This window comes from Acidiluteibacter ferrifornacis, from assembly GCF_009909615.1.
GTDB classification, from domain to species: domain Bacteria; phylum Bacteroidota; class Bacteroidia; order Flavobacteriales_E; family Vicingaceae; genus Acidiluteibacter; species Acidiluteibacter ferrifornacis.
This window is the reverse complement of sequence record NZ_WWNE01000007.1, coordinates 318,574-337,324: the sequence shown is the minus strand read 5'-3', so window position 1 is coordinate 337,324 and position 18,751 is coordinate 318,574. Positions and strand designations below refer to the sequence as shown.

18 protein-coding genes are annotated in these 18,751 nt (G+C 35.1%); 11 read left to right on the top strand and 7 right to left on the bottom strand.

What is annotated here, in order from left to right; genetic code table 11:
• From GQN54_RS10250 to GQN54_RS15595, 3 genes are all read left to right on the top strand, one after another.
• The coding region (locus GQN54_RS10250; RefSeq protein ID WP_160633446.1) for a gliding motility-associated C-terminal domain-containing protein at positions 1-1,197 on the top strand (1,197 nt) is incomplete at its 5' end.
• 139 nt (positions 1,198-1,336) lie between these two features.
• A complete protein-coding gene (locus GQN54_RS10245) occupies positions 1,337-2,116 on the top strand; it encodes a Kelch repeat-containing protein (RefSeq protein WP_160633445.1) in 780 nt (259 codons plus the stop codon).
• A gap of 102 nt (positions 2,117-2,218) precedes the next feature.
• A complete protein-coding gene (locus tag GQN54_RS15595; RefSeq protein WP_160633444.1) occupies positions 2,219-4,009 on the top strand; it encodes a T9SS type B sorting domain-containing protein in 1,791 nt (596 codons plus the stop codon).
• Between the two features lie 48 nt (positions 4,010-4,057).
• On the opposite strand, the gene GQN54_RS10235 is transcribed toward GQN54_RS15595, so the two are convergent.
• From GQN54_RS10235 to GQN54_RS10225, 3 genes are all read right to left on the bottom strand, one after another.
• On the bottom strand, positions 4,058-4,690 hold the full coding sequence (locus GQN54_RS10235; RefSeq protein ID WP_160633443.1) for a peroxiredoxin: 633 nt from the start codon (positions 4,688-4,690) through the stop codon (positions 4,058-4,060).
• A 102-nt stretch (positions 4,691-4,792) separates the two neighbouring features.
• The gene (locus GQN54_RS10230) at positions 4,793-5,515 is read right to left on the bottom strand and encodes a ZIP family metal transporter (RefSeq protein WP_160633442.1); all 723 of its coding nucleotides are present in this window, start codon (positions 5,513-5,515) and stop codon (positions 4,793-4,795) included.
• Between the two features lie 2 nt (positions 5,516-5,517).
• Positions 5,518-6,252 (bottom strand): class I SAM-dependent methyltransferase, encoded by a 735-nt coding sequence (locus tag GQN54_RS10225; RefSeq protein ID WP_160633441.1) that lies wholly within the window; start codon positions 6,250-6,252, stop codon positions 5,518-5,520.
• Between the two features lie 248 nt (positions 6,253-6,500).
• On the opposite strand from GQN54_RS10225, the gene GQN54_RS10220 reads away from it, so the two are divergent.
• On the top strand, positions 6,501-7,052 hold the full coding sequence (locus tag GQN54_RS10220) for a SiaB family protein kinase (RefSeq protein WP_262885865.1): 552 nt from the start codon (positions 6,501-6,503) through the stop codon (positions 7,050-7,052).
• A gap of 11 nt (positions 7,053-7,063) precedes the next feature.
• Positions 7,064-7,444: a DUF1987 domain-containing protein gene (locus tag GQN54_RS10215; protein WP_160633439.1), complete on the top strand. Its 381-nt coding sequence runs from the start codon at positions 7,064-7,066 to the stop codon at positions 7,442-7,444.
• Between the two features lie 72 nt (positions 7,445-7,516).
• On the opposite strand, the gene GQN54_RS10210 is transcribed toward GQN54_RS10215, so the two are convergent.
• From GQN54_RS10210 to GQN54_RS10200, 3 genes are all read right to left on the bottom strand, one after another.
• On the bottom strand, positions 7,517-10,588 hold the full coding sequence (locus GQN54_RS10210) for an ATP-binding cassette domain-containing protein (RefSeq protein ID WP_160633438.1): 3,072 nt from the start codon (positions 10,586-10,588) through the stop codon (positions 7,517-7,519).
• A gap of 105 nt (positions 10,589-10,693) precedes the next feature.
• Positions 10,694-11,122 carry a hypothetical protein gene (locus tag GQN54_RS10205; protein WP_160633437.1) on the bottom strand — a complete coding sequence of 143 codons (429 nt, stop codon included), beginning with the start codon at positions 11,120-11,122 and terminating at the stop codon, positions 10,694-10,696.
• A gap of 14 nt (positions 11,123-11,136) precedes the next feature.
• On the bottom strand, positions 11,137-12,063 hold the full coding sequence (locus tag GQN54_RS10200; protein WP_160633436.1) for a hypothetical protein: 927 nt from the start codon (positions 12,061-12,063) through the stop codon (positions 11,137-11,139).
• Positions 12,064-12,283: 220 nt separating this feature from the next.
• On the opposite strand from GQN54_RS10200, the gene GQN54_RS10195 reads away from it, so the two are divergent.
• A complete protein-coding gene (locus tag GQN54_RS10195; RefSeq protein WP_160633435.1) occupies positions 12,284-12,697 on the top strand; it encodes a LytR/AlgR family response regulator transcription factor in 414 nt (137 codons plus the stop codon).
• Here GQN54_RS10195 and GQN54_RS10190 read toward each other — a convergent pair.
• Positions 12,694-14,466 carry a sodium:solute symporter family protein gene (locus tag GQN54_RS10190; RefSeq protein ID WP_160633434.1) on the bottom strand — a complete coding sequence of 591 codons (1,773 nt, stop codon included), beginning with the start codon at positions 14,464-14,466 and terminating at the stop codon, positions 12,694-12,696. The two genes, GQN54_RS10195 and GQN54_RS10190, sit on opposite strands and share 4 nt — an antisense overlap.
• A 234-nt stretch (positions 14,467-14,700) precedes the next feature.
• Here GQN54_RS10190 and GQN54_RS10185 point away from each other — a divergent pair, with 234 nt between their 5' ends.
• The 5 genes from GQN54_RS10185 (at position 14,701) to GQN54_RS10165 (ending at position 18,730) form a co-directional block, all read left to right on the top strand.
• On the top strand, positions 14,701-15,282 hold the full coding sequence (locus GQN54_RS10185) for a HutD/Ves family protein (protein WP_160633433.1): 582 nt from the start codon (positions 14,701-14,703) through the stop codon (positions 15,280-15,282).
• 313 nt (positions 15,283-15,595) lie between these two features.
• The gene (locus GQN54_RS10180; protein ID WP_160633432.1) at positions 15,596-16,435 is read left to right on the top strand and encodes a putative RNA methyltransferase; all 840 of its coding nucleotides are present in this window, start codon (positions 15,596-15,598) and stop codon (positions 16,433-16,435) included.
• A 47-nt stretch (positions 16,436-16,482) separates the two neighbouring features.
• Positions 16,483-17,481, top strand: a complete 999-nt coding sequence (locus GQN54_RS10175; protein ID WP_160633431.1) for a toxin-antitoxin system YwqK family antitoxin — start codon at positions 16,483-16,485, stop codon at positions 17,479-17,481.
• Between the two features lie 7 nt (positions 17,482-17,488).
• Positions 17,489-17,854: an iron chaperone gene (locus GQN54_RS10170; RefSeq protein WP_160633430.1), complete on the top strand. Its 366-nt coding sequence runs from the start codon at positions 17,489-17,491 to the stop codon at positions 17,852-17,854.
• A gap of 84 nt (positions 17,855-17,938) precedes the next feature.
• Positions 17,939-18,730 (top strand): TIGR00266 family protein, encoded by a 792-nt coding sequence (locus tag GQN54_RS10165; RefSeq protein ID WP_160633429.1) that lies wholly within the window; start codon positions 17,939-17,941, stop codon positions 18,728-18,730.
• The last annotated feature ends 21 nt before the right edge of the window (positions 18,731-18,751 follow it).

The following is an 18,751-nucleotide window of genomic DNA, read 5'->3' as shown; positions in this document are numbered from 1 at the left end:
GTTACTCAAACAGGAGTTTATTGGGTAGATGTAACTGTAAATGGTTGCACCACTAGAGATTCTATAACAGTGAATTATTTTAATCCGCCAATTGTAAACTTGGGGAATGATACATCCTTATGTGGCACAGATACACTTCTTTTAGATGTGACAACACCATCAGGAAGCTACTTGTGGAGTAACAATTCAACTTTAGCAACACAAACCATCACACAAGCCGGAATATATTGGGTGGATGTAACTGTAAATGGTTGCACCACTAGAGATTCTATAACAGTGAATTATTTTAATCCGCCAATTGTAAACTTAGGGAATGATACATCCTTGTGTGGCACAGATACGCTTCTTTTAGATGTGACAATACCATCAGGAAGCTACTTATGGAGTAACAATTCAACTTTAGCAACACAAACCATCACACAAGCCGGAATATATTGGGTAGATGTAACTGTAAATGGATGTACCACTAGAGACTCTATTCAGCTTTTTTACAAATCTACTCCAATTGTAAATTTGGGAAAGGATAGTGTTTTATGTACAGGAGATTCTATTGTTTTGGATGTAACCACCAATTTGGGTCAATACCTCTGGAGCAATGATTCTATTTCTTCTGTTCAAACGTTTTTTAATTCTGACGTATATTGGGTAGATGTTACAGTTGATGGTTGTTCAACAAGGGATTCGATAAGCATAGAGTTTCTAGACATACCAACGATTAGTTTTGTAGAAGATACCATTTTGTGTTCGAATGAAACTATAACCCTAAATACCTATAATGAAGGTGCAGTATACATATGGCAGGATGGTAGCACTAGTGCTCAATATTTAGTAGCAACTAGAGGAACATACTATGTTGAGGTCGCAAACCAATGTGGCTATGCCTCAGATTCTGTTACTGTAGAATTTATTGATTGTGACTGTTTTGACAATATAGTAAATGTATTTACTCCTAATGGAGATGGAGTAAATGAGGTGTTTGAAACATATATTCACTGTCCTTTAGAGTCTTATCAATTTACAATATTTAATAGATGGGGGGAGACTATCTTCCAGTCTGAAAGTCAGAATATTTATTGGGATGGTAGAGTGGATGGAAAGAAATCGCCTTCAGGTACTTATTTTTACGTCATTAAATACACCAATCCCTATTCACAAAATCAGATGGTGTACAAAGGAACATTGACTTTATTGAGATAAACTAAATTTTCCGAAAACTATTTTATTTTTAATAGTGGACATTTTTCCATTTGATTACGTCTTAATTTTAATGTTTGCTTTTGTCTTTTAGAAGCAAATAATTACAACAAAAAAATAGCTAGTACGTTTCAAGATAAAAATGAAAAGAATAGTCCTAAAGTATTTGGTTTTCCTTTTATTCCTTGTGAATGGAATATCTGCCGTTGCTCAAAGATGGGTAGCGAGAAGTAGTTTTCCTGGTATAGGAATGAGGAGTGGAACTGGATTCAGTATCGGAAATAAGGGCTATATAGTAAATGGCTCCAATGGCGCGACTAATTCAATTGAACTTTGGGAATACGATGGATCAACAAATATATGGACCCGTAAGGCTAATTTTCCGGGGGTAGGTCGTCGTTTAGGTGATGCTTTTGTAATTGGAACAGATGCGTATGTAGGGTTAGGATGGAATGGGGCCGTATCATATCAATCCATGTATAAATACAATTCTTTAACCGACACTTGGAGTCAGATTGCAGATTATCCTGGAATAGCAACTACAGGAGCTAGAGCAGCAGCTGTCAATGGAAAGGGCTACGTAATAGGGGGGCGTCAAGCTGGAATAGGACCTTTTAATGAATTCTACGAATATGATCCCGTTTCTAATACGTGGAGACAAATTTTGAATTACCCTATTGGAGCTAGGAGCGAGGGGATTGTTGAGTCTATAGGAAATGCTTTGTATGTGGGTTTAGGTCATAATTATTCTCAAGATTTTGATGATTTGTGGAAGTATATCCCGTCTACAAATACATGGGTTCAATTGGCCACTTTACCTGGAAAAGGAAGATTAAATGCAATGTCTTTTGAAGTAAACGGAGAGTTAATAGTTGGTGGAGGATATCGCCTTGGTTCAGGGTTTGATTTAGGAACTTACTAACGTTATTTACCGAATAGGGATACTTGGGAAGAAATTTGTGGTTTTAATACTGGAGATCGATCTAATTCTGCTAGTTTTTCGGACGGAACTTATGGTTATGTAGTGGGAGGTTGGAGGACCAATAATATTAATACGGTCTACCGCTACTCCGCTCCAGCTGTTTTAATCACAGATACATTTTATTGTGAAGGGAGTACTTTAAATTTGGATGTTAGCAAGCTCGGTTACTCCTATTTGTGGCAAGATAGTTCAACCACTTCAAGATATGCTATTTCATCACCCGGTATATATACAGTTCAATATAGCTATGGAGGGTGCAAGTCAAGTGAAAATTTTAATGTAGTAGAACGTCCCTCTCCTAAAGTTAATTTAGGAGAGGATACCATTTTTTGTGACCTGTCCACTTATTTGTTAGATGCTAATCAAAACAGTACGTCTACTCAATATGTATGGCAAGATAATTCCAATGGCCCTCAACTCTCTGTATCTAATACAGGGATATATTGGGTGGATGTAATGAATAATGGATGCACTATTCGGGATTCCATTTCAATTACTTATAACCAAAATCCAAATGTGTCTTTGGGAGCAGATCAGGTAATCTGTGATGGTGATGAAATTGTTTTAGATGCAACTTATACTGCAGCAACTTATCTTTGGAATGATAATTCTACAGGTCCAACTCTTCGAGTTTCTGAAGGAGGTATGTATTGGGTAGAAGTTCAAGCGAATGGCTGTGTAACAAGAGATTCAGTAGTAATAACGAGCTATACTCGACCAAATCTAGATTTAGGGAATGATACTGTTTTGTGTTCGCAGACGTCATTTGTGATTGATCCTAAATTAAGTGTGAATGGAGCACGATATAAGTGGCAAGATAATTCAACTAATCCAACTCTTAATGTATCCTCAACTGGAGAGTACTGGGTAGAAGTAACATTGGGTTCTTGTTTGATAAGAGATACCATTCAGGTCACTTTTAGTGAATTGTCAAATTTAACCTTAGGAGATGATAGAATTGAGTGTGAAGGAGTGTCGGTATTTTTTGATGTTGCCTTCCCCGGAGCTACCTATCTATGGCAAGACAATGCTCGGACTCCTAATTATACCGTTACTGAATCAGGATTGTATTGGGTAAATGTTTCAGCAAGTAGTTGTTCAATTGCAGACTCTGTCTATATTACTTTTTCTCCAACTCCGGTAGTAGATTTTGGAAAAGATACATTGATGTGTAGTTCAGATACTCTCATATTGGATGCCACCTTCTCCAATGCGCAGTATCGTTGGCACGATGGTTCAAGATTACCTCAATATGTGGTTGTAAACTCTGGGACTTATTCTGTTGAATCCCATGTAGGGCGTTGTGAAGCAAGTGATACAATAAATGTAACTTTTATTAAGGCCCCAAATCTAAATTTTGGAGAAGATAAGGTGCTCTGTTACGGAGAAGACCATATTATAAATCTAAATCCTAAATATACAAACTACCTTTGGCAAGATGGATCTGAAAAGTCAAGATTTATAATTGAGGATCCCGGAACCTATTCTGTTTTTGCATCAAATGTTTGTGGATTTGATACTGATACGATAAGTATAGACTATCGAAATTGCGCATGTGATATTTTTATGCCTAATGCCTTTAGTCCTAACGGTGACGGGCATAATGATATGTTTGGTACAACTTATGAATGCGCCTACCAGGAATATAGCTTTCAGATTTTTAATCGATGGGGCGAATTACTGTTTGAAACACACGACCAATATCAAAAGTGGGATGGAAGGTATCACGGTAAAGTTTCTCCACCCGGTAACTACATTTATTCGATTCGATATAGTTTGAAAGGTGATGGGTTGTATGAGAACCTAACCGGAAGTTTTTTATTGTTGAAATAAAAAAGTCCTAACCGCTGGTTAGGACTTAAGACTTTTTTGATTTTTAAATTAGTTGGAAGCTAAATATGAAGCTACTCCATCATGAGTAGCATTCATTCCTTCTTTACCTTTTGACCAGTTTGCGGGGCAAACTTCACCTTTCTCTTCAAAAAACTGTAAAGAGTCAACCATTCTGATTGCTTCATCCACATTTCTACCTAATGGAAGGTCGTTTACAATTTGATGCTTAACAATTCCTTCTTTATCAATAAGAAATAAACCTCTATAAGCAACCATTTCACCGTGAGCCATCATTTGTCCTTCTTCATTGTAATCCCATTCCCCCGCTAAAACATCAAAGTTGGTAGCAATGGTTTTATTGGTATCCGCAATGATTGGATAAGTTATTCCTTGAATACCACCCTTATCTTTTGCAACTTGTAACCATCCCCAGTGTGACATTTCTGTATCTGTTGAACATGCTACCACTGCAGTGTTTCTGTCTTCAAACTCTTTTAATTTTGCTTGAAACGCATGAAGTTCAGTAGGGCATACGAAAGTAAAATCCTTTGGATAAAAGAATAAAACCACGTGCTTTTTACCTAAATACTGATCTAATGAAAAGTTTTCTACTATTTCTTCACCGTTAATTACTGCACTCGCAGAGATGTGCGGTGCTTTTTTTCCGACTAATACTGCCATTTTATATTGTTTTTATATTTTGATTTTTATTGATAACAAAGTTAACTAATGAGGGTTCTTTATAAAAGAAAAAAAGCTTAAAATTCATTAATTGAACTTGACTCAGTAGGTAGCAATAATTGCTAACAAAGCACCAACTAAAATGCTGACTATTTTCATTTTACTAAATTTGTGATTGTCACTTGTTTCTAATAGAATTGTAGTGGCGATATGTAAAAGAATTCCTGCAGCTAGTGCCAATAAATAAGGGAATAAATCAGCAAACTGCGTATTATGGTTTAACCAATGACCTAGAAAACCACCTAATGGTGCCATTAATGAAAAGATGATAATGGCAATGGCCACATTGGTCTTCTTTATTTGATTTGCTAGAAGCAAACTTGCTAATACGATTGAAATCGGTATTTTATGCATGACAATACCAATTAACAGTGGAGAAACGTCATGACTATGATCACCGGAGTGAAAGTGAAACGCAGGAGCGGCTTCAATAAAAGCATGAAAACAAAGACTTAGAAAAACAAGGAACGGAAACTTTTTTAATTGGTCTTTATGTAAATGAATATGTCCATGTTCTATACCTCCTGAGAAATAATCGAGTAGCAGTTGTAAGAAGAAACCAATGAGTAAGAATAGACTAACCTCCTTCGGAGTGTTCGTAAATACTTCTGGTAAAAGGTGTAAAAAACAAATTGCCATCAAAAATGCTCCACTAAATGAAAGGAGTAATTTGATACTTTTGGTCCCATTCGGACGAAACCAAACCATGGCAATACCGCTAATTGCGGAACTTAGAAACAAAAGTAGAACAGCCCAAATATTCATTATTAATTCTTTTTGCAGATTAAAATTAGTCGATCAGAAGTAGTTTCGTCAAAGGAGTTTAAATGGTAGTCGCCGAATGTGTGAATGATTTCTAATCCTGAAAGGTTGAGGTATTCTTGAAACTGATGCAATTGAATGTTTTTGACATACTCAGTAAAATGGAACGCTCTACCTTCATCATCAAATGCAATTTCTTTTGTAATGTATCCATTAGCTAAAAACTTTTCAATATTAAAAGTAATATTCTCTATGGTCTTTTGTTCTTTTACCGGTAATGTCTTTATAACTTTTTTAACATTTAAAAAGTCAATTACTAAATGACCTTGACGAACTAAATTATCCGCCATCGCTTGGATGGCTTTTTTATTCTCTTCTTCACTTTCGAAGTACCCAAAGCTAGTGAATAGATTTAAAGCCACATCAAAATAGTTTGGCCTGAATACCTCCCGCATGTCGTGTCTGGCAAAATGAAGATTTTTATTCTCATCCTTTTGCGCATATGTGATACTTTCTGCAGATAAATCAATTCCTGTTACATCAAACCCTAAAGTGCTAATGAATTTGGAATGACGTCCCTTTCCGCATGCAATGTCGATAATTTTTAATCCTTTTTTTAGTGCAAAACGACCAATTAAACGTTGAATGAATTGGTGGGCTTCTTTCTCGTCACGACTTTGATATAACAGGTGGTAATAATGAGAATCAAACCATTCTTTAAACCATTCTTTGTCTACCATCTTAATGCTTATAATTTGATAAATTGGGATGACAAAAGTAAGTAAACTACGAACAGGGGGTCGACTAAATTGAACATTTTCAGAATTATTATTTTTTTGAATAAATAATAGGTTATTTACTTAAATTTATTTTTTTTTGTGGCACAATATGCATTATATTAGCGCAGTAATATAAATGGTAAAATACAGTTGGTGTTTTTTCAACAATAAGTTGAAAGATTAATTACGAAGTAGCACGCCTAGTTGGTATGGAAATAGACTTGTACAACTTTTATAGCCTTATGAAGCAGGACGATATAATATTGTCCTATAAAGGTGACGTTTCTTCAGATTTGGTAACTTCTGTATTGCAGATTGTAGAATCTAAAATGGATAAGCTGGATGAGCCATCCAAGATCAGAAAGAAAGTATATAATGTACTGGTCGAAGCACTCCAAAACTTATACCATCACATATCCGAAAACCCTGGTTTAGTAGGTAACGAAGATGTTTCATCGGTTATTTTTGTAATAGGCAAATCTGAGGATGCTTACCTTATCTGTACAGGTAATTATATGGATAATAATCAAGTCGAAAGTTTAAGAGAAAGAATTGATAAAATTAATTCTTTAGGAACTGATGAATTAAAGGATTTCTACAAAGAAGTATTAAACAACGGATTGATGTCTGATAAGGGAGGCGGAGGTCTTGGGATGATTGATATTGCCAGAAAATCAGCACATAAATTAGAGTACGATTTCAAAAAATTAGACGATAAATATACATTCTATAGCCTTTTGGTTAAAGTAGGAGAATATTAAAAAATAGGAAAATGGAAAATTTAACAATAGAGGGTACACCGAAAACCCCAACAATTCAATTTAGCTTAGAGGATGGTTCATTATTAATCAAAGGACGTTCAATTCCTGAAAATTCTATTGAGTTTTATAAACCTTTAATAGATAAATTGGAGGAATATTCTAATACCCCAAAACCAAATACGACTGTAAGAATTCAGTTAGAGTACTTTAATACAAGTTCATCTAAGTGTATTCTAGACGTATTTAAGAAGTTGGAGAAGATAAATACCGGAGGAAGTGAGACGGTTATCAATTGGTATTACGAAGAGGATGATGAAGATATGTTAGAAGCAGGTGAAGATTACCAAGCGATTATTAATATTCCATTCAAGATGGTAGAAATGGAAGAGTAATTCTTCAAACGAAATATAAAAAAACTCCTTAATTTACATTAAGGAGTTTTTTTGTGCGAATTTGAAGGTATTTTATTTAGCGAATTTTATTTTGGTAAACTGTTTTTCTATCCAATCCAAGAAATGCTTCAATAGGTCAAAATAGAGGGTAACGGCCAATACTATAGAGAAAAGCCAAATTACTAGTAGGTTAGCTGAAAAAGTTGTTATTTTTGTACCGAATAACTCTTTAGAGGGAGCAAAGAAGTGCGCTCTAAATCCATCAGGATCCTTGTACACAGGGTTAGAATGTTGAATTAACCGATTATTCCATTCAATAATTTTGTTAAGGTCATTCTTATTGGTTACCAAATCAGTTAAGGATTCATTCGTATAATCATCCTTCAATTTTATAAAGGCCTCCCTATCCTCATCAGTTTTATTCAAGGAAACAACTATTTTATCCTTTTCAGCTGTAAGCTCATTGTATTTGTCAATAAATAGGTCATTTAGCTCTGCTAGATATTCTTTTAATAGTTCAATCGTTGGACCATCAATTTGCTCAATAGTCAGTAGGTCAATTTTCTCAAAAGGATAATCTGGCACTAGCTTTTGAACACCTTCAACTTCATATTTTAACAACTCTATTCCATCTATGACCTCTTGTCGTTTTGTTTCATCTTCAAGGTTCCGTTGAACAAAGTTTACCTTTTCCTTCATTCGTCCCATCCAAAAGTTCTTCTTGAACCCATACTTTTTTAATTCTTTATCAGCATAGTAGAAATTTTTATTGAATTTGTTGTTTTTAAACTGATTAACAGCAAGAGCTTCAAAAGCCCATTTACTAACCATAACATCCCCACTCCAGGGAACTTTATTTTGTACAGTTATGGTAGGGTTAAGTTTTTCGAATTTTACTATGACACCACTCAAAATCAATTGAGGGATTACTAAAAATGGAATTAGAATATAGATAGTTACTGCAGAATTAAAAGCGGAAGAAATATTCAAACCTAGCATGTTGGCAAAGCAAGAAGTAGAAAAAAGAATCAACCAATAATCGAAATACATCCCTTGTATCTCCAATATGGTATTTCCTACTAATACAAAACTGAGTGTCTGTATGGCAGAGACTAAGAACATAATTCCAATCTTTGAGAACAAATAACTTCCATTACTCAAGTTCAAAAACTTTTCCCGTTTTCGTATTTTTTGGTCACGAATGATTTCTTCAGCAGCAACTGTAAGTCCCATAAAGAGTGCAACAATTACCGACATAAAGATATACGCAGTAATATTTTCATTTTCCCTAAAAACGTAGGCATTACTAACGGCAGCATCTACATTTTTATATTTTACAATAAATGCCAAAATGAACGCCAATATAGGAGCTTCTAGAAAGTTAATGAGCAAATACTGTTTATTAGTCAGTTTGCTAAGAATATCTCGTTTGATAAAGACTTTAAACTGATTAAAAAGAGAGGGTATCTTAAATGTAATAACCGGATTATCCGTGTTTTTAATAGGGGGTAATGCTCCTCCCTCATTTTTTTCTTTATAACTTTCTTGCCATTCAGGTGGAGAAGTTTTTCTGCTATCTGTTAAGTTTCCATATTCATCGATAACCTTAGATTCTATAATGTTAAATATTTGCTCAGGATTTACATTACCACACTCTCCACATTCACTTTCTGATTTATTGGCTTGATTTGCTAAAGTTTTGAAGTAAATAATAGCATCTACAGGATTTCCGTTATAAATCAGGTAACCGCCTGTGTCTAGAATCAAAAGCTTATCAAACATCTTAAATATATCTGAAGAGGGCTGATGGATTACAACAAAAATTAGCTTTCCTCTAAGAGAAAGCTCCTTCAATAAATCCATAATATTTTCAGAGTCTCTGGAGGATAGTCCAGAAGTTGGTTCATCAACGAAAAGTACAGCAGGTTCTCTAATTAATTCTAAAGCGATATTTACCCTTTTTCGTTGGCCGCCTGAAATGGTTTTGTCCATGGGACTTCCTACTTTCAGATCTTTAGTTTCGTAGAGCCCTAAGGAGTTTAGGACTTTGATGACCATACGTATTAGTTGTTTTTCAGAGAGGTTGCCGAAACAAAGTTTGGCGTTAAAAAATAAATTTTGAAAAACGGTTAACTCCTCAATCAGTAAATCGTCTTGAGAGACGTACCCAATGACTCCTTCAATTTTTTCTTTATTTTCGGGATCATTAATATCAAACCCGTTAATACGAACAGCTCCTGTGGTAGGCCGATAGTTCCCATTTAAAACATTTAATAAGGTTGATTTACCGGCACCACTAGCTCCCATGATACCAATTAGACCACCCGATTCTTCTTGAAAGGACATCGGATGTAGTCCAATATTTCCATTCTTAAACTGATAGGTAATATTATCTGCAGTAAAAGTTGTTAGCTCTTCATTCTTGTCAGCCAGAAACTTACTTATGATATCGCTATAATAAATGGTTGATAGCTTGCTACCTCTTAATGAAGAACCTTGGTTTAAAATATAAATTTTATATGGTAGTATTATCTGACCATTTAGTTGCAATTCTGAAGTTCCTAAGTATTTTACAAAAAGCATCCTAACGCTCTTTACAAATAATATTCTTAGTTTTCCATTAAGGCCATCTGCTTGTATAAATTTGGTTTTAGAGTTCGCCTCGGGAGGTTTACTACCAACAATTAAAAAATCTTCTGAATCTATGGAGTGGTTAACGTCTGATTCGATAAAAGATTTACAACGCTTGTATTCTTCAGGTTCAATATTAAAAGTGTCCGCTACTGTATCTACAAATTCTAATGCTTGTGGTACAACATCATCATCAAGATAAACGAATTCTAGTAATTTTAATAGAACAAATATCTTTTGCTTTTGAGTGAGTTCTTTATTGATCTGCGTGCAAATAACTAAGACCTTTACAGAATTTACTGAGGTTCTTTTTCGTGCTTTTGATCCATCTTTTTTTCTGCTTTGTTGTTCTACAAATTCATCAAATACTTCGAGGTATTTATTGACCAACTCTTGGTTGAGCTGCTGTTTAAGGAAAAAAGCTACAAAATCTCTTCCTAGTTTATTGTCTTCTCCAACATTTGCCACAATAGCAAATAGTTGCATTAATGCTTTTAGAATCCGTTCACTCATTTTGTTGATTTAAATCGAGGTGCAATTTTGGGTATGAAAATAATAAAAAAAAGGCCTTGAAACTAATTATTCAAGACCTTCATATATTTCATGTGGTGTAAATGATTAGGGTTTAAAACCAACCAATAATACGGCGCAACCTGAGCCTAATTTATCAAGATTTAAATTGCCTTCTACAATAATATCAAGTGTATTGGTGACTTTAAAATCCCAGTATGGACTAACAGCATGATCTCTGTTAGAAAATATGGGATTTCTATCTTTATCATAAACTGAAAAAATAAGATTACCATCAGTTAATCCACTACAAGCAGCAAACCTATACGTGCTATTCCCATAAAGTGTTAAGTGAAATTCGGCTGTTTCCTCTTCAATTAAAAGTGCTCTATATTCTTGGCCGTCTGATAAATAATTTTTGGCCATATTCTTTTCGCAAATAGTGGCAATTGTATCACACTGTGCAAAAGAATTGAATTGGCTGCCAACAGCAAGGAAAAGGAATAATATAAGTGATCTTAAAGATGATCTGTTCATAGATTTCGTGTTCATTATAGCGTGATATTATTTCTGATGCTTGATATTTTATCTGATATACTTTTAAGTATTTCGGGACTCATTTCTATTTTTGAAACACTTGTAATAGTAGTTGTTTTATTTTCAACATCTGTTATTGGCTCTTTGTATTCATAAACATAATTAACACCGTTATAAATATCTCTTAATTCTTGCAAGCTACCCAGAAGCTGAGTAACATCGTCGTTTGCTTCAATGGTCAATAATAACTTCATCAAGTTTTCAAGTGTGATTTTTTGTTCTCCGATTCTATCAATAACTTTCTGATTTCCTGAGGAACCTGATATTTTGGTAGCAAAATGTAGCGTTTCAATCCAACCTCCTGCGAGTATTAACACACCTAATTGCTCTTGCTGGTTTTTCTTTAAAAATTGATCAGTTGATTTAAAAGCATCAGAAACTAAACTCAATAAGGAGTCTCTGTTACCAATATTTTTCTCGAATCGAGACAATATTTTTTGATCGAAAATATTGGCAATTCCTAAGTCAGTAGCCAAGCTTTTGGTAGCTGCTAAGTACGAAATGGAAGATTGAGTTTGATCAAAAATAGTAACATATCCTAAATCTGCTCCATAAATACCAAGATTGATGGCTCTTTTTGTCGAGGTTGTGTATTTAGTAATGTTAGCAGTTGGATTTAAAATAGAGCCGTCAAAAGAAGTGCCTGCATCTTTTAACAACAAAGCTGTTTGAATTGGAGAAGGGATACTAAAAACCTTTCCTTCAATCTCAAACATTGTATTTTCATTTTTATCTTTTGGCTTTTCTTGCTGTTCTTCAGTTACTACTTTCTTTTCGCCTTCGGCGCAAGAAGCAAAAGAAATAACTAGACCGAAAGTGATGGCAGCAAATGTTGTTCTAAGTGCTCCAAAAGATATATTGCCAAGGGGAGTGTTTTGCATAACTAGCAAATAATTAAATATTTAATTTGATCTTTTTACAATTGTTGGGTAAAGATAATTAAATCTCTAAAATTGTCGCAATAAAACTAGATTATCTTATTATCTGTTCTTTAAACCGCCCAAAATAGAATCATAGAAATTAATTTTCATTACAGCCTATTCCCATTATGCTTTTGAAGCATTTAAGGCGAATGCTGTTCATTACATCTTAAAACCTGTGATGAGAGAAGAATTAATAAAAGCCGTCAGGAAAGCTTCTCAATTGCTGAATGCAGATAAAAAAACAGCTGAGAAGTCTGCTGTAAAATACAGTGAAACATTATCTGTTTATGATGGAGAAGACTATTTGATATTAGATGTCTCAAACATTATTCGGTTGGAAGCAGATGGTAGTTACACCAAGATAATTTCAAAAACACATCCCGCTATTTTGGCTAGTAAACGAATGGGCTATTATGAAGAAAAATTAGACCCTTCCAAATTTTTTAGATGTCACAATTCTCATTTAATTAACTTAAAAGAATTGAGCAGGCTCAGTAAAGGCAAAACCGGTTACATAACGTTGTTAAATGATGAGGTGATTCCTGTTTCAGGTTCTAAAAAGGAACAGTTGAACCAGCTATTGGGGCTTTAACTTTCGAACACATGACTTCTTGATATAAAAATCTTTAGGATTGTAAAACTGACCAAACTTATGGCACCGTAAAGCATCACATCACTATAGTTTTGGAAGATGAGCGAACCGATAAAAAACAAAATTCCATATGTCATTATCACAGCGCTTAACCAACACATCAATAAAGGAAAAATGGTGCTCTTTTCTTCAGAATCCTTTTGTTTGTAAGGTTTCCAATTACCTTCAGGGCGAACCTTATTGTAGAACTTTGCCAAATGAACATAATCTGTTGGTTGAGTTAAAAAAGTAACGATTAGCCAACAAACGGTTGAAAATCCTACAGTAAATAAGAAGTTGGTAGGGTGCTCGAAATGGAAAACATAATTGGACAAAGAATAACCTAAGAATGGGGCTATGGATGCAGTAATTTCACTCCACGCATTGATTCTCCACCAATACCAACGCAGAATTAAAACCATTCCTAAGCCGGCTCCACATTCAATTAGAAAGTTGGCTGCTCCATCAATGGTTTCGATTTGTGAGGTTGCAAAAATGGAGATCAAAACAATCAGTAATGTGCTGATTCTTGCAACTTTTACGTAGTGCTTGTTTTCTTCCTCCTCATTTTTGAATGATTCGGTTTTTTTGATGAATCGCTTGTAGAAATCATTAGTAATGTAGCTGGCTCCCCAATTCAATTGAGTGGAAACGGTGCTCATATAAGCCGCTAAAAAAGCAACAAGCAATAATCCTTTTAATCCAACTGGTAAATAGTCACGCATCGCCAGAACAAAACCTTGCTTGGTTTCTTCAGGTCCTAAGTCTGGATACAATACCAAAGCACACAAGCCAACAATAATCCACGGCCAAGGGCGCAAACAGTAGTGAGCGATTTGAAAAAATAAGGTAGCAAAAACGGCATTCTTTTCATCTTTAGCACTCATCATTCGTTGAGCGATGTAACCGCCACCGCCTGGCTCGGCTCCTGGGTACCAACTCGCCCACCACTGCACCAATCCGAAAGTTAAAAAAGCACCTATTGAAATGCTGTAAGTGCCTATGGTGTCTAAGGTAGAAGAGCCTTCTCCGATTTTTGGAAAGAAGTCAAATCGCCACGCGGGCAATTGAGCTTTTAGTCCGGCTATTCCGCCAATTTGTTCGGTGTCTAAAACGACATAAGCCAAAATAATACAGCCAATCATGGCAATGAAAAATTGAATAGTATCTGTAATGGCAACACCCATAAATCCTGACAAAGTAGAGTAGAAAGCAACAATTAGCATGCAAGCTCCCAAAACGTATAAAATCTGAGTTTCTGGAATGTCAAAAAAGACAATCAAAATAGAAGCGAGAGCTGCATTTACCCAGCCGATGATGACAACGTTCAGAAAGATTCCCATGTAGAGGGATTTAAAACCTCTTAAGAATGCCGCTGCTTTTCCGCTATAGCGGATTTCAATCAATTCTAATTCTGTTAAGACATCCGCTCTTCGCCATAAACGGGCGAAAAAGAAGGTGGTTAACATTCCTCCAATTAGCATGTTCCACCACAACCAGTTTCCTGAAACACCATGTTGGGCAACTTTCTCGGTTACCCATAGTGGAGTATCGGCAGCGAATGTGGTTGCCACCATAGAAATACCTGCGATGTACCAAGGTAAATTTCGACCACCTAGGAAAAACTGACTTAAATCCTTTCCTGCATTGGCTTTGTAATACAATCCAATACCAAGTGAAAGTAGGAAATAGGCTGCTATAATGATCCAATCGAGGTAGTGTAATTCCATGAGTTTTTATTTCTGTCGACTAAAGTAGAAAAGATTTTTGATGCAATGAAAAGCGGGGTGGGATTAATATCGAAATGAAAAATTATATCCTCCAATTTCTCTGCCTTAGGCAGATCATTCGACTATTAATTTTAACAATCGGCATTAATCACTGTAAAATTTATTTTTAAAGACAAAAAAATAAATTACATGGATATAACTTTTAGCTACTTTTAGAAAAGAATCTAATTCACCATGAAAACCCAACTCATTCCATCCGCAGCTCACACAACCACTCAATGGTCTGGAGGAAGCACCACGCAGTTGTTTATTTTTCCTAATGGATCAAATGTTTCAGATCGGAATTTTTATTTTCGAATAAGCACAGCGAAAGTAGAAGTCAGTGAATCTACATTTACACCATTTGTTGGGTTTGACCGGACATTACTCATTCTAGATGGTAGTATTCAGATTTCACATGAAGGACATCATAAAAGGGTTTTGAAACCCTTCGATCAAGATTTTTTTAAAGGAGATTGGAATACCAAATCTGTAGGGATTGGTGTGGATTTTAATGTGATCATTAAACCCGAATTTTCGAATACAACTGAAGTGTTGAAGATTTCAAAAGGGGAGGAAGTTGCAATCGAAGGTTCTTCCAATTGGTTGATTTTTTATTTGTACAAAGGAGCAATTGAAATAAACAATGAGTTTCTGTTGCAACAAAGTGATGTGTTGGTGGCGGAAGAGTCAGAGAGAGAAGTATTGAAGGTGATTGCTGATGAAGAAAGTATAGTGATTTTAGTTAAAATATCAGTTCTCAAGTCACAGCTGTAGTTCGATCAATTATAAATCTAGTTGACGTTATTTTGGTTTGACCCAAAAGAACCAAAAGGTCAAGTCTTTGAAGGAAATAAATTATTTCTATTCATGAAACTTAACTTCGAAGGAGTGATTTCCTCTTAAAATCGGAACTTCTCCATCTCTCTAAAGTTTCATTTTGAGCTATAATTCATTTTCTTCAAGGACGGTCAAAAAAATAAGTTGATAGAGGCAATTGTTAATTGTTTTGAATTTATAATTAAACTCTTTTAAATGAAAAGTTTCAAGAAAAATTAATTCTATCAATCATTCTCCCGAATTTCGCAGTATGTCTATTTTGATTTGCCCACATTGTCAAGCTCCTCTTGAACCAACTGAAAACCGAAGTTATGGTTGTGAAAACAATCACCAGTTTGATGTTGCTAAGGAAGGGTATGTGAATTTGCTGCCAGTCAATCAGAAGAAATCGAAGAACCCTGGGGACAATGAGGTGATGATTTCGGCACGGAGAAACTTTTTAGAAGAATGGCATTACGATCCATTGGTTCATGAAGTCGCCTCATTGATTCAGAGTCAATTGACAGACAAAACAGCCGCGACTATTTTAGATACCGGCTGTGGCGAAGGGTATTACACCCATAAAATTGCAGAACAGCTGCAATCAATCTCTCCCCAAGTATATGGAACCGACATTTCTAAATATGCAGTTCGTTTAGCAGCTAAGCGATACAAATCGGCTAACTACTTTGTGAGTTCAGTGTTTAACTTGCCCGTAGCTGATCATTCTGTGGATTTAATTGTTTCCATATTCGCTCCATTTGATGCGGCAGAATTTCAGCGTGTATTGTCAGAAGAAGGGAAGTTAGTAATTGTAAGTCCTGCAGAGAACCACATGAAAGAAATAGCCGAGTTGGTATACGATGAATTTCGCCCACATGAACGAACGATATTGGAGAAGATTCCTGAACCGTTTGCAAAAGTTGAAACAAAACGCTGTTCATTTGTATTGGATCTAAATAATAATAAATCAATACTGAATTTACTAAAAATGACTCCCTATTATTGGAGTGCTTCAGCAGCCCAATTGCGTCATTTTGAAACCATCGAATCCATTCAAGTGAGTTGCGATTTTAATATTTCTATTTTTGAAATTGCTACTGTAAAGTAGTTCTTGACTTTTAGTATGTTTGACTTCCTAAAAACTAGCTAACTCGTATGAAATTTGTTTTCTCCTTTTTGATTGCCCTATTTGGGCTCAGCAGCTTATTTGCTCAAGAACTGAACGTAGATTCTGGCGTGGTTTTGAAAAAAGGAGTGTATAGAACTTTTGAAGAGTTTAAATACAATAACCCATCATTGCCTTACAACGGGGTTTTGTATAGCGCTTATAAAAAGCATGGTTTCTTTTTTAATGGGAAAGTTAAATATTATGGTATTGGTTACAATTTAGAAGATGGTGTTAAGTCAACGAAAGTCTTTGGATTTTGTGATGGGGAAAAGATATATGTTAGAAAAAATCAATTCCTTTTCTCTCTGAATAATTTTGTAGAACTTCAAAACTTCGGCAGATACAGTTATTATGAAAAGGTTAAACTTAATTTATTCTACATTATTATAACAGGATTTCCATCTATCCCTATAGTGAGAACTAAAGTTGAATATGTAATTGATATTAACGATGGAGTTTCATATAAAGTCAAAAAATCGAATTTGAAAGAATTATTCTCCGGAGATACAAATATTGTTGCGGATTTTGAAAGTACAAAGAGAGGTGCATCAATAAAAGGAGATGTTATAAAAAAATACTCAGAGTTGTATCGATATGAAATAGACTATAGTTCTTATCTAGAGATTACTGATATTGATAAATTGATATATCGATTGCCTATTGATACTACATTAGAGCAGTACAGTAAAAGAATTCAATCTTACTCAGCAAATTCTATATTTAAAGCCATAAAAATTCTAGATAAATCATTTAAAGATGGGACTCCAAAGTATTTTGGAATCTGGTCGAAACATGATATGGGAAATAATTCTGATTATTATTATGACATCGGAACTTGGTATTATTTTCACAAAAATGGACAACTAAAACAGGAAGTTAACTATAACGTAATAGGTCAAAAACACGGAGCCTATATCGAATATGATGACAAAGGAAAAGTAATAAAAGAGTCTATGTATTCAAATGGGGAGTTAGTTAAAGAGTAATTTACTGATGGAAGAAAAATCGCCAAAACCCAAAAATGTTGACGAGTACATAGCTCAATTCTCAGATACGACAAAAGAGTTATTGAATGCATTGAGAAAAACGATCCAAACCGCAGCTCCCGAAGCAAAAGAGGTCATCAATTACGGCATGCCTACTTTTCAATTAAATGGAAATTTGGTTCATTTCGCGGCATTCAAAAAGCACATTGGGTTTTATCCTTCACCTTCAGGTATAACAGCTTTCACTAACGCACTTATAAATTATAAAACCTCCAAGGGAGCCATTCAGTTTCTTATAGATCAGCCATTGCCGTTGGCATTAGTTTCGGAAATCGTAAAATATAGAGTAAAAGAAAATTTAGCGAAAGGCTAATTGCCGCTCGTGTAGTATTGATTGTAAAAAATAAACAGTATGAGTTATTTCGAAAATAAAAACGAAAGTTCAAATTCAGGAAATATGAGATCACACGAAATAGAATATAAAATACACGGAGACGACATGCAAGTGGTGTCCGTTATACTTGACCCACAAGAAACCGTAATTGCAGAAGCAGGAGCCATGAACTGGATGGACAGAGACATTCAGTTTGAAGCAAAAATGGGTGATGGTTCTCAACCCAATCAAGGTATCTTGGGAAAGTTGGCTAGTGTTGGAAAACGATTGTTAACAGGAGAATCAATTTTTTTAACGCACTTTACGAACAATGGTTTTGGTAAAAAGGAAGTGAGTTTCGCAGCACCATATCCGGGTAAAATTCTACCCTTAGATTTAAAAGAAATTGGTGGCGAAATCATTTGCCAAAAGGACTCTTTTTTATGTGCAGCTAAAGGAACAGAGGTTTCTATAGCATTTACTAAACGATTCGGAGCAGGATTTTTTGGCGGAGAAGGATTTATATTGCAACGACTAAGAGGCGACGGTTTGGCCTTCTTACATGCAGGTGGAACCATCGTTAAAAAAACATTGAACAATGAATCTTTATTGATTGATACTGGTTGTATTGTTGGATTTTCACCTGGCTTAGATTATTCCATAGAAAGAGCAGGAAATTTAAAGTCGATGTTTTTTGGTGGAGAAGGATTGTTTTTAGCCACAGTTCAAGGTACTGGAACAGTTTATTTACAAAGTTTACCATTCTCACGATTGGCCGATCGAATTATTCAACACGCACCTAAAATGGGTGGATCATCAAAAGGCGAAGGCTCTATCTTGGGTGGATTAGGGCGAATGATTGATGGAGATAATTAGGATAAGCAATCTTCATTTTAT

Bases quoted from the DNA above. Each gene is read 5' to 3' on its own strand.
- GQN54_RS10230 (WP_160633442.1), bottom strand. From the start codon at position 5,515: ATGAATATTTGGGCTGTTCTACTTTTGTTTCTAAGTTCCGCAATTAGC.
- GQN54_RS10175 (WP_160633431.1), top strand. From the start codon at position 16,483: ATGAAATTTGTTTTCTCCTTTTTGATTGCCCTATTTGGGCTCAGCAGC.
- GQN54_RS10195 (WP_160633435.1), top strand. From the start codon at position 12,284: ATGAGAGAAGAATTAATAAAAGCCGTCAGGAAAGCTTCTCAATTGCTG.
- GQN54_RS10190 (WP_160633434.1), bottom strand. From the start codon at position 14,466: ATGGAATTACACTACCTCGATTGGATCATTATAGCAGCCTATTTCCTA.
- GQN54_RS10235 (WP_160633443.1), bottom strand. From the start codon at position 4,690: ATGGCAGTATTAGTCGGAAAAAAAGCACCGCACATCTCTGCGAGTGCA.
- GQN54_RS10210 (WP_160633438.1), bottom strand. From the start codon at position 10,588: ATGAGTGAACGGATTCTAAAAGCATTAATGCAACTATTTGCTATTGTG.
- GQN54_RS10165 (WP_160633429.1), top strand. From the start codon at position 17,939: ATGAGATCACACGAAATAGAATATAAAATACACGGAGACGACATGCAA.
- GQN54_RS10225 (WP_160633441.1), bottom strand. From the start codon at position 6,252: ATGGTAGACAAAGAATGGTTTAAAGAATGGTTTGATTCTCATTATTAC.
- GQN54_RS10220 (WP_262885865.1), top strand. From the start codon at position 6,501: ATGGAAATAGACTTGTACAACTTTTATAGCCTTATGAAGCAGGACGAT.
- GQN54_RS10180 (WP_160633432.1), top strand. From the start codon at position 15,596: ATGTCTATTTTGATTTGCCCACATTGTCAAGCTCCTCTTGAACCAACT.
- GQN54_RS10185 (WP_160633433.1), top strand. From the start codon at position 14,701: ATGAAAACCCAACTCATTCCATCCGCAGCTCACACAACCACTCAATGG.
- GQN54_RS10200 (WP_160633436.1), bottom strand. From the start codon at position 12,063: ATGCAAAACACTCCCCTTGGCAATATATCTTTTGGAGCACTTAGAACA.
- GQN54_RS10205 (WP_160633437.1), bottom strand. From the start codon at position 11,122: ATGAACAGATCATCTTTAAGATCACTTATATTATTCCTTTTCCTTGCT.
- GQN54_RS10215 (WP_160633439.1), top strand. From the start codon at position 7,064: ATGGAAAATTTAACAATAGAGGGTACACCGAAAACCCCAACAATTCAA.
- GQN54_RS10170 (WP_160633430.1), top strand. From the start codon at position 17,489: ATGGAAGAAAAATCGCCAAAACCCAAAAATGTTGACGAGTACATAGCT.
- GQN54_RS10245 (WP_160633445.1), top strand. From the start codon at position 1,337: ATGAAAAGAATAGTCCTAAAGTATTTGGTTTTCCTTTTATTCCTTGTG.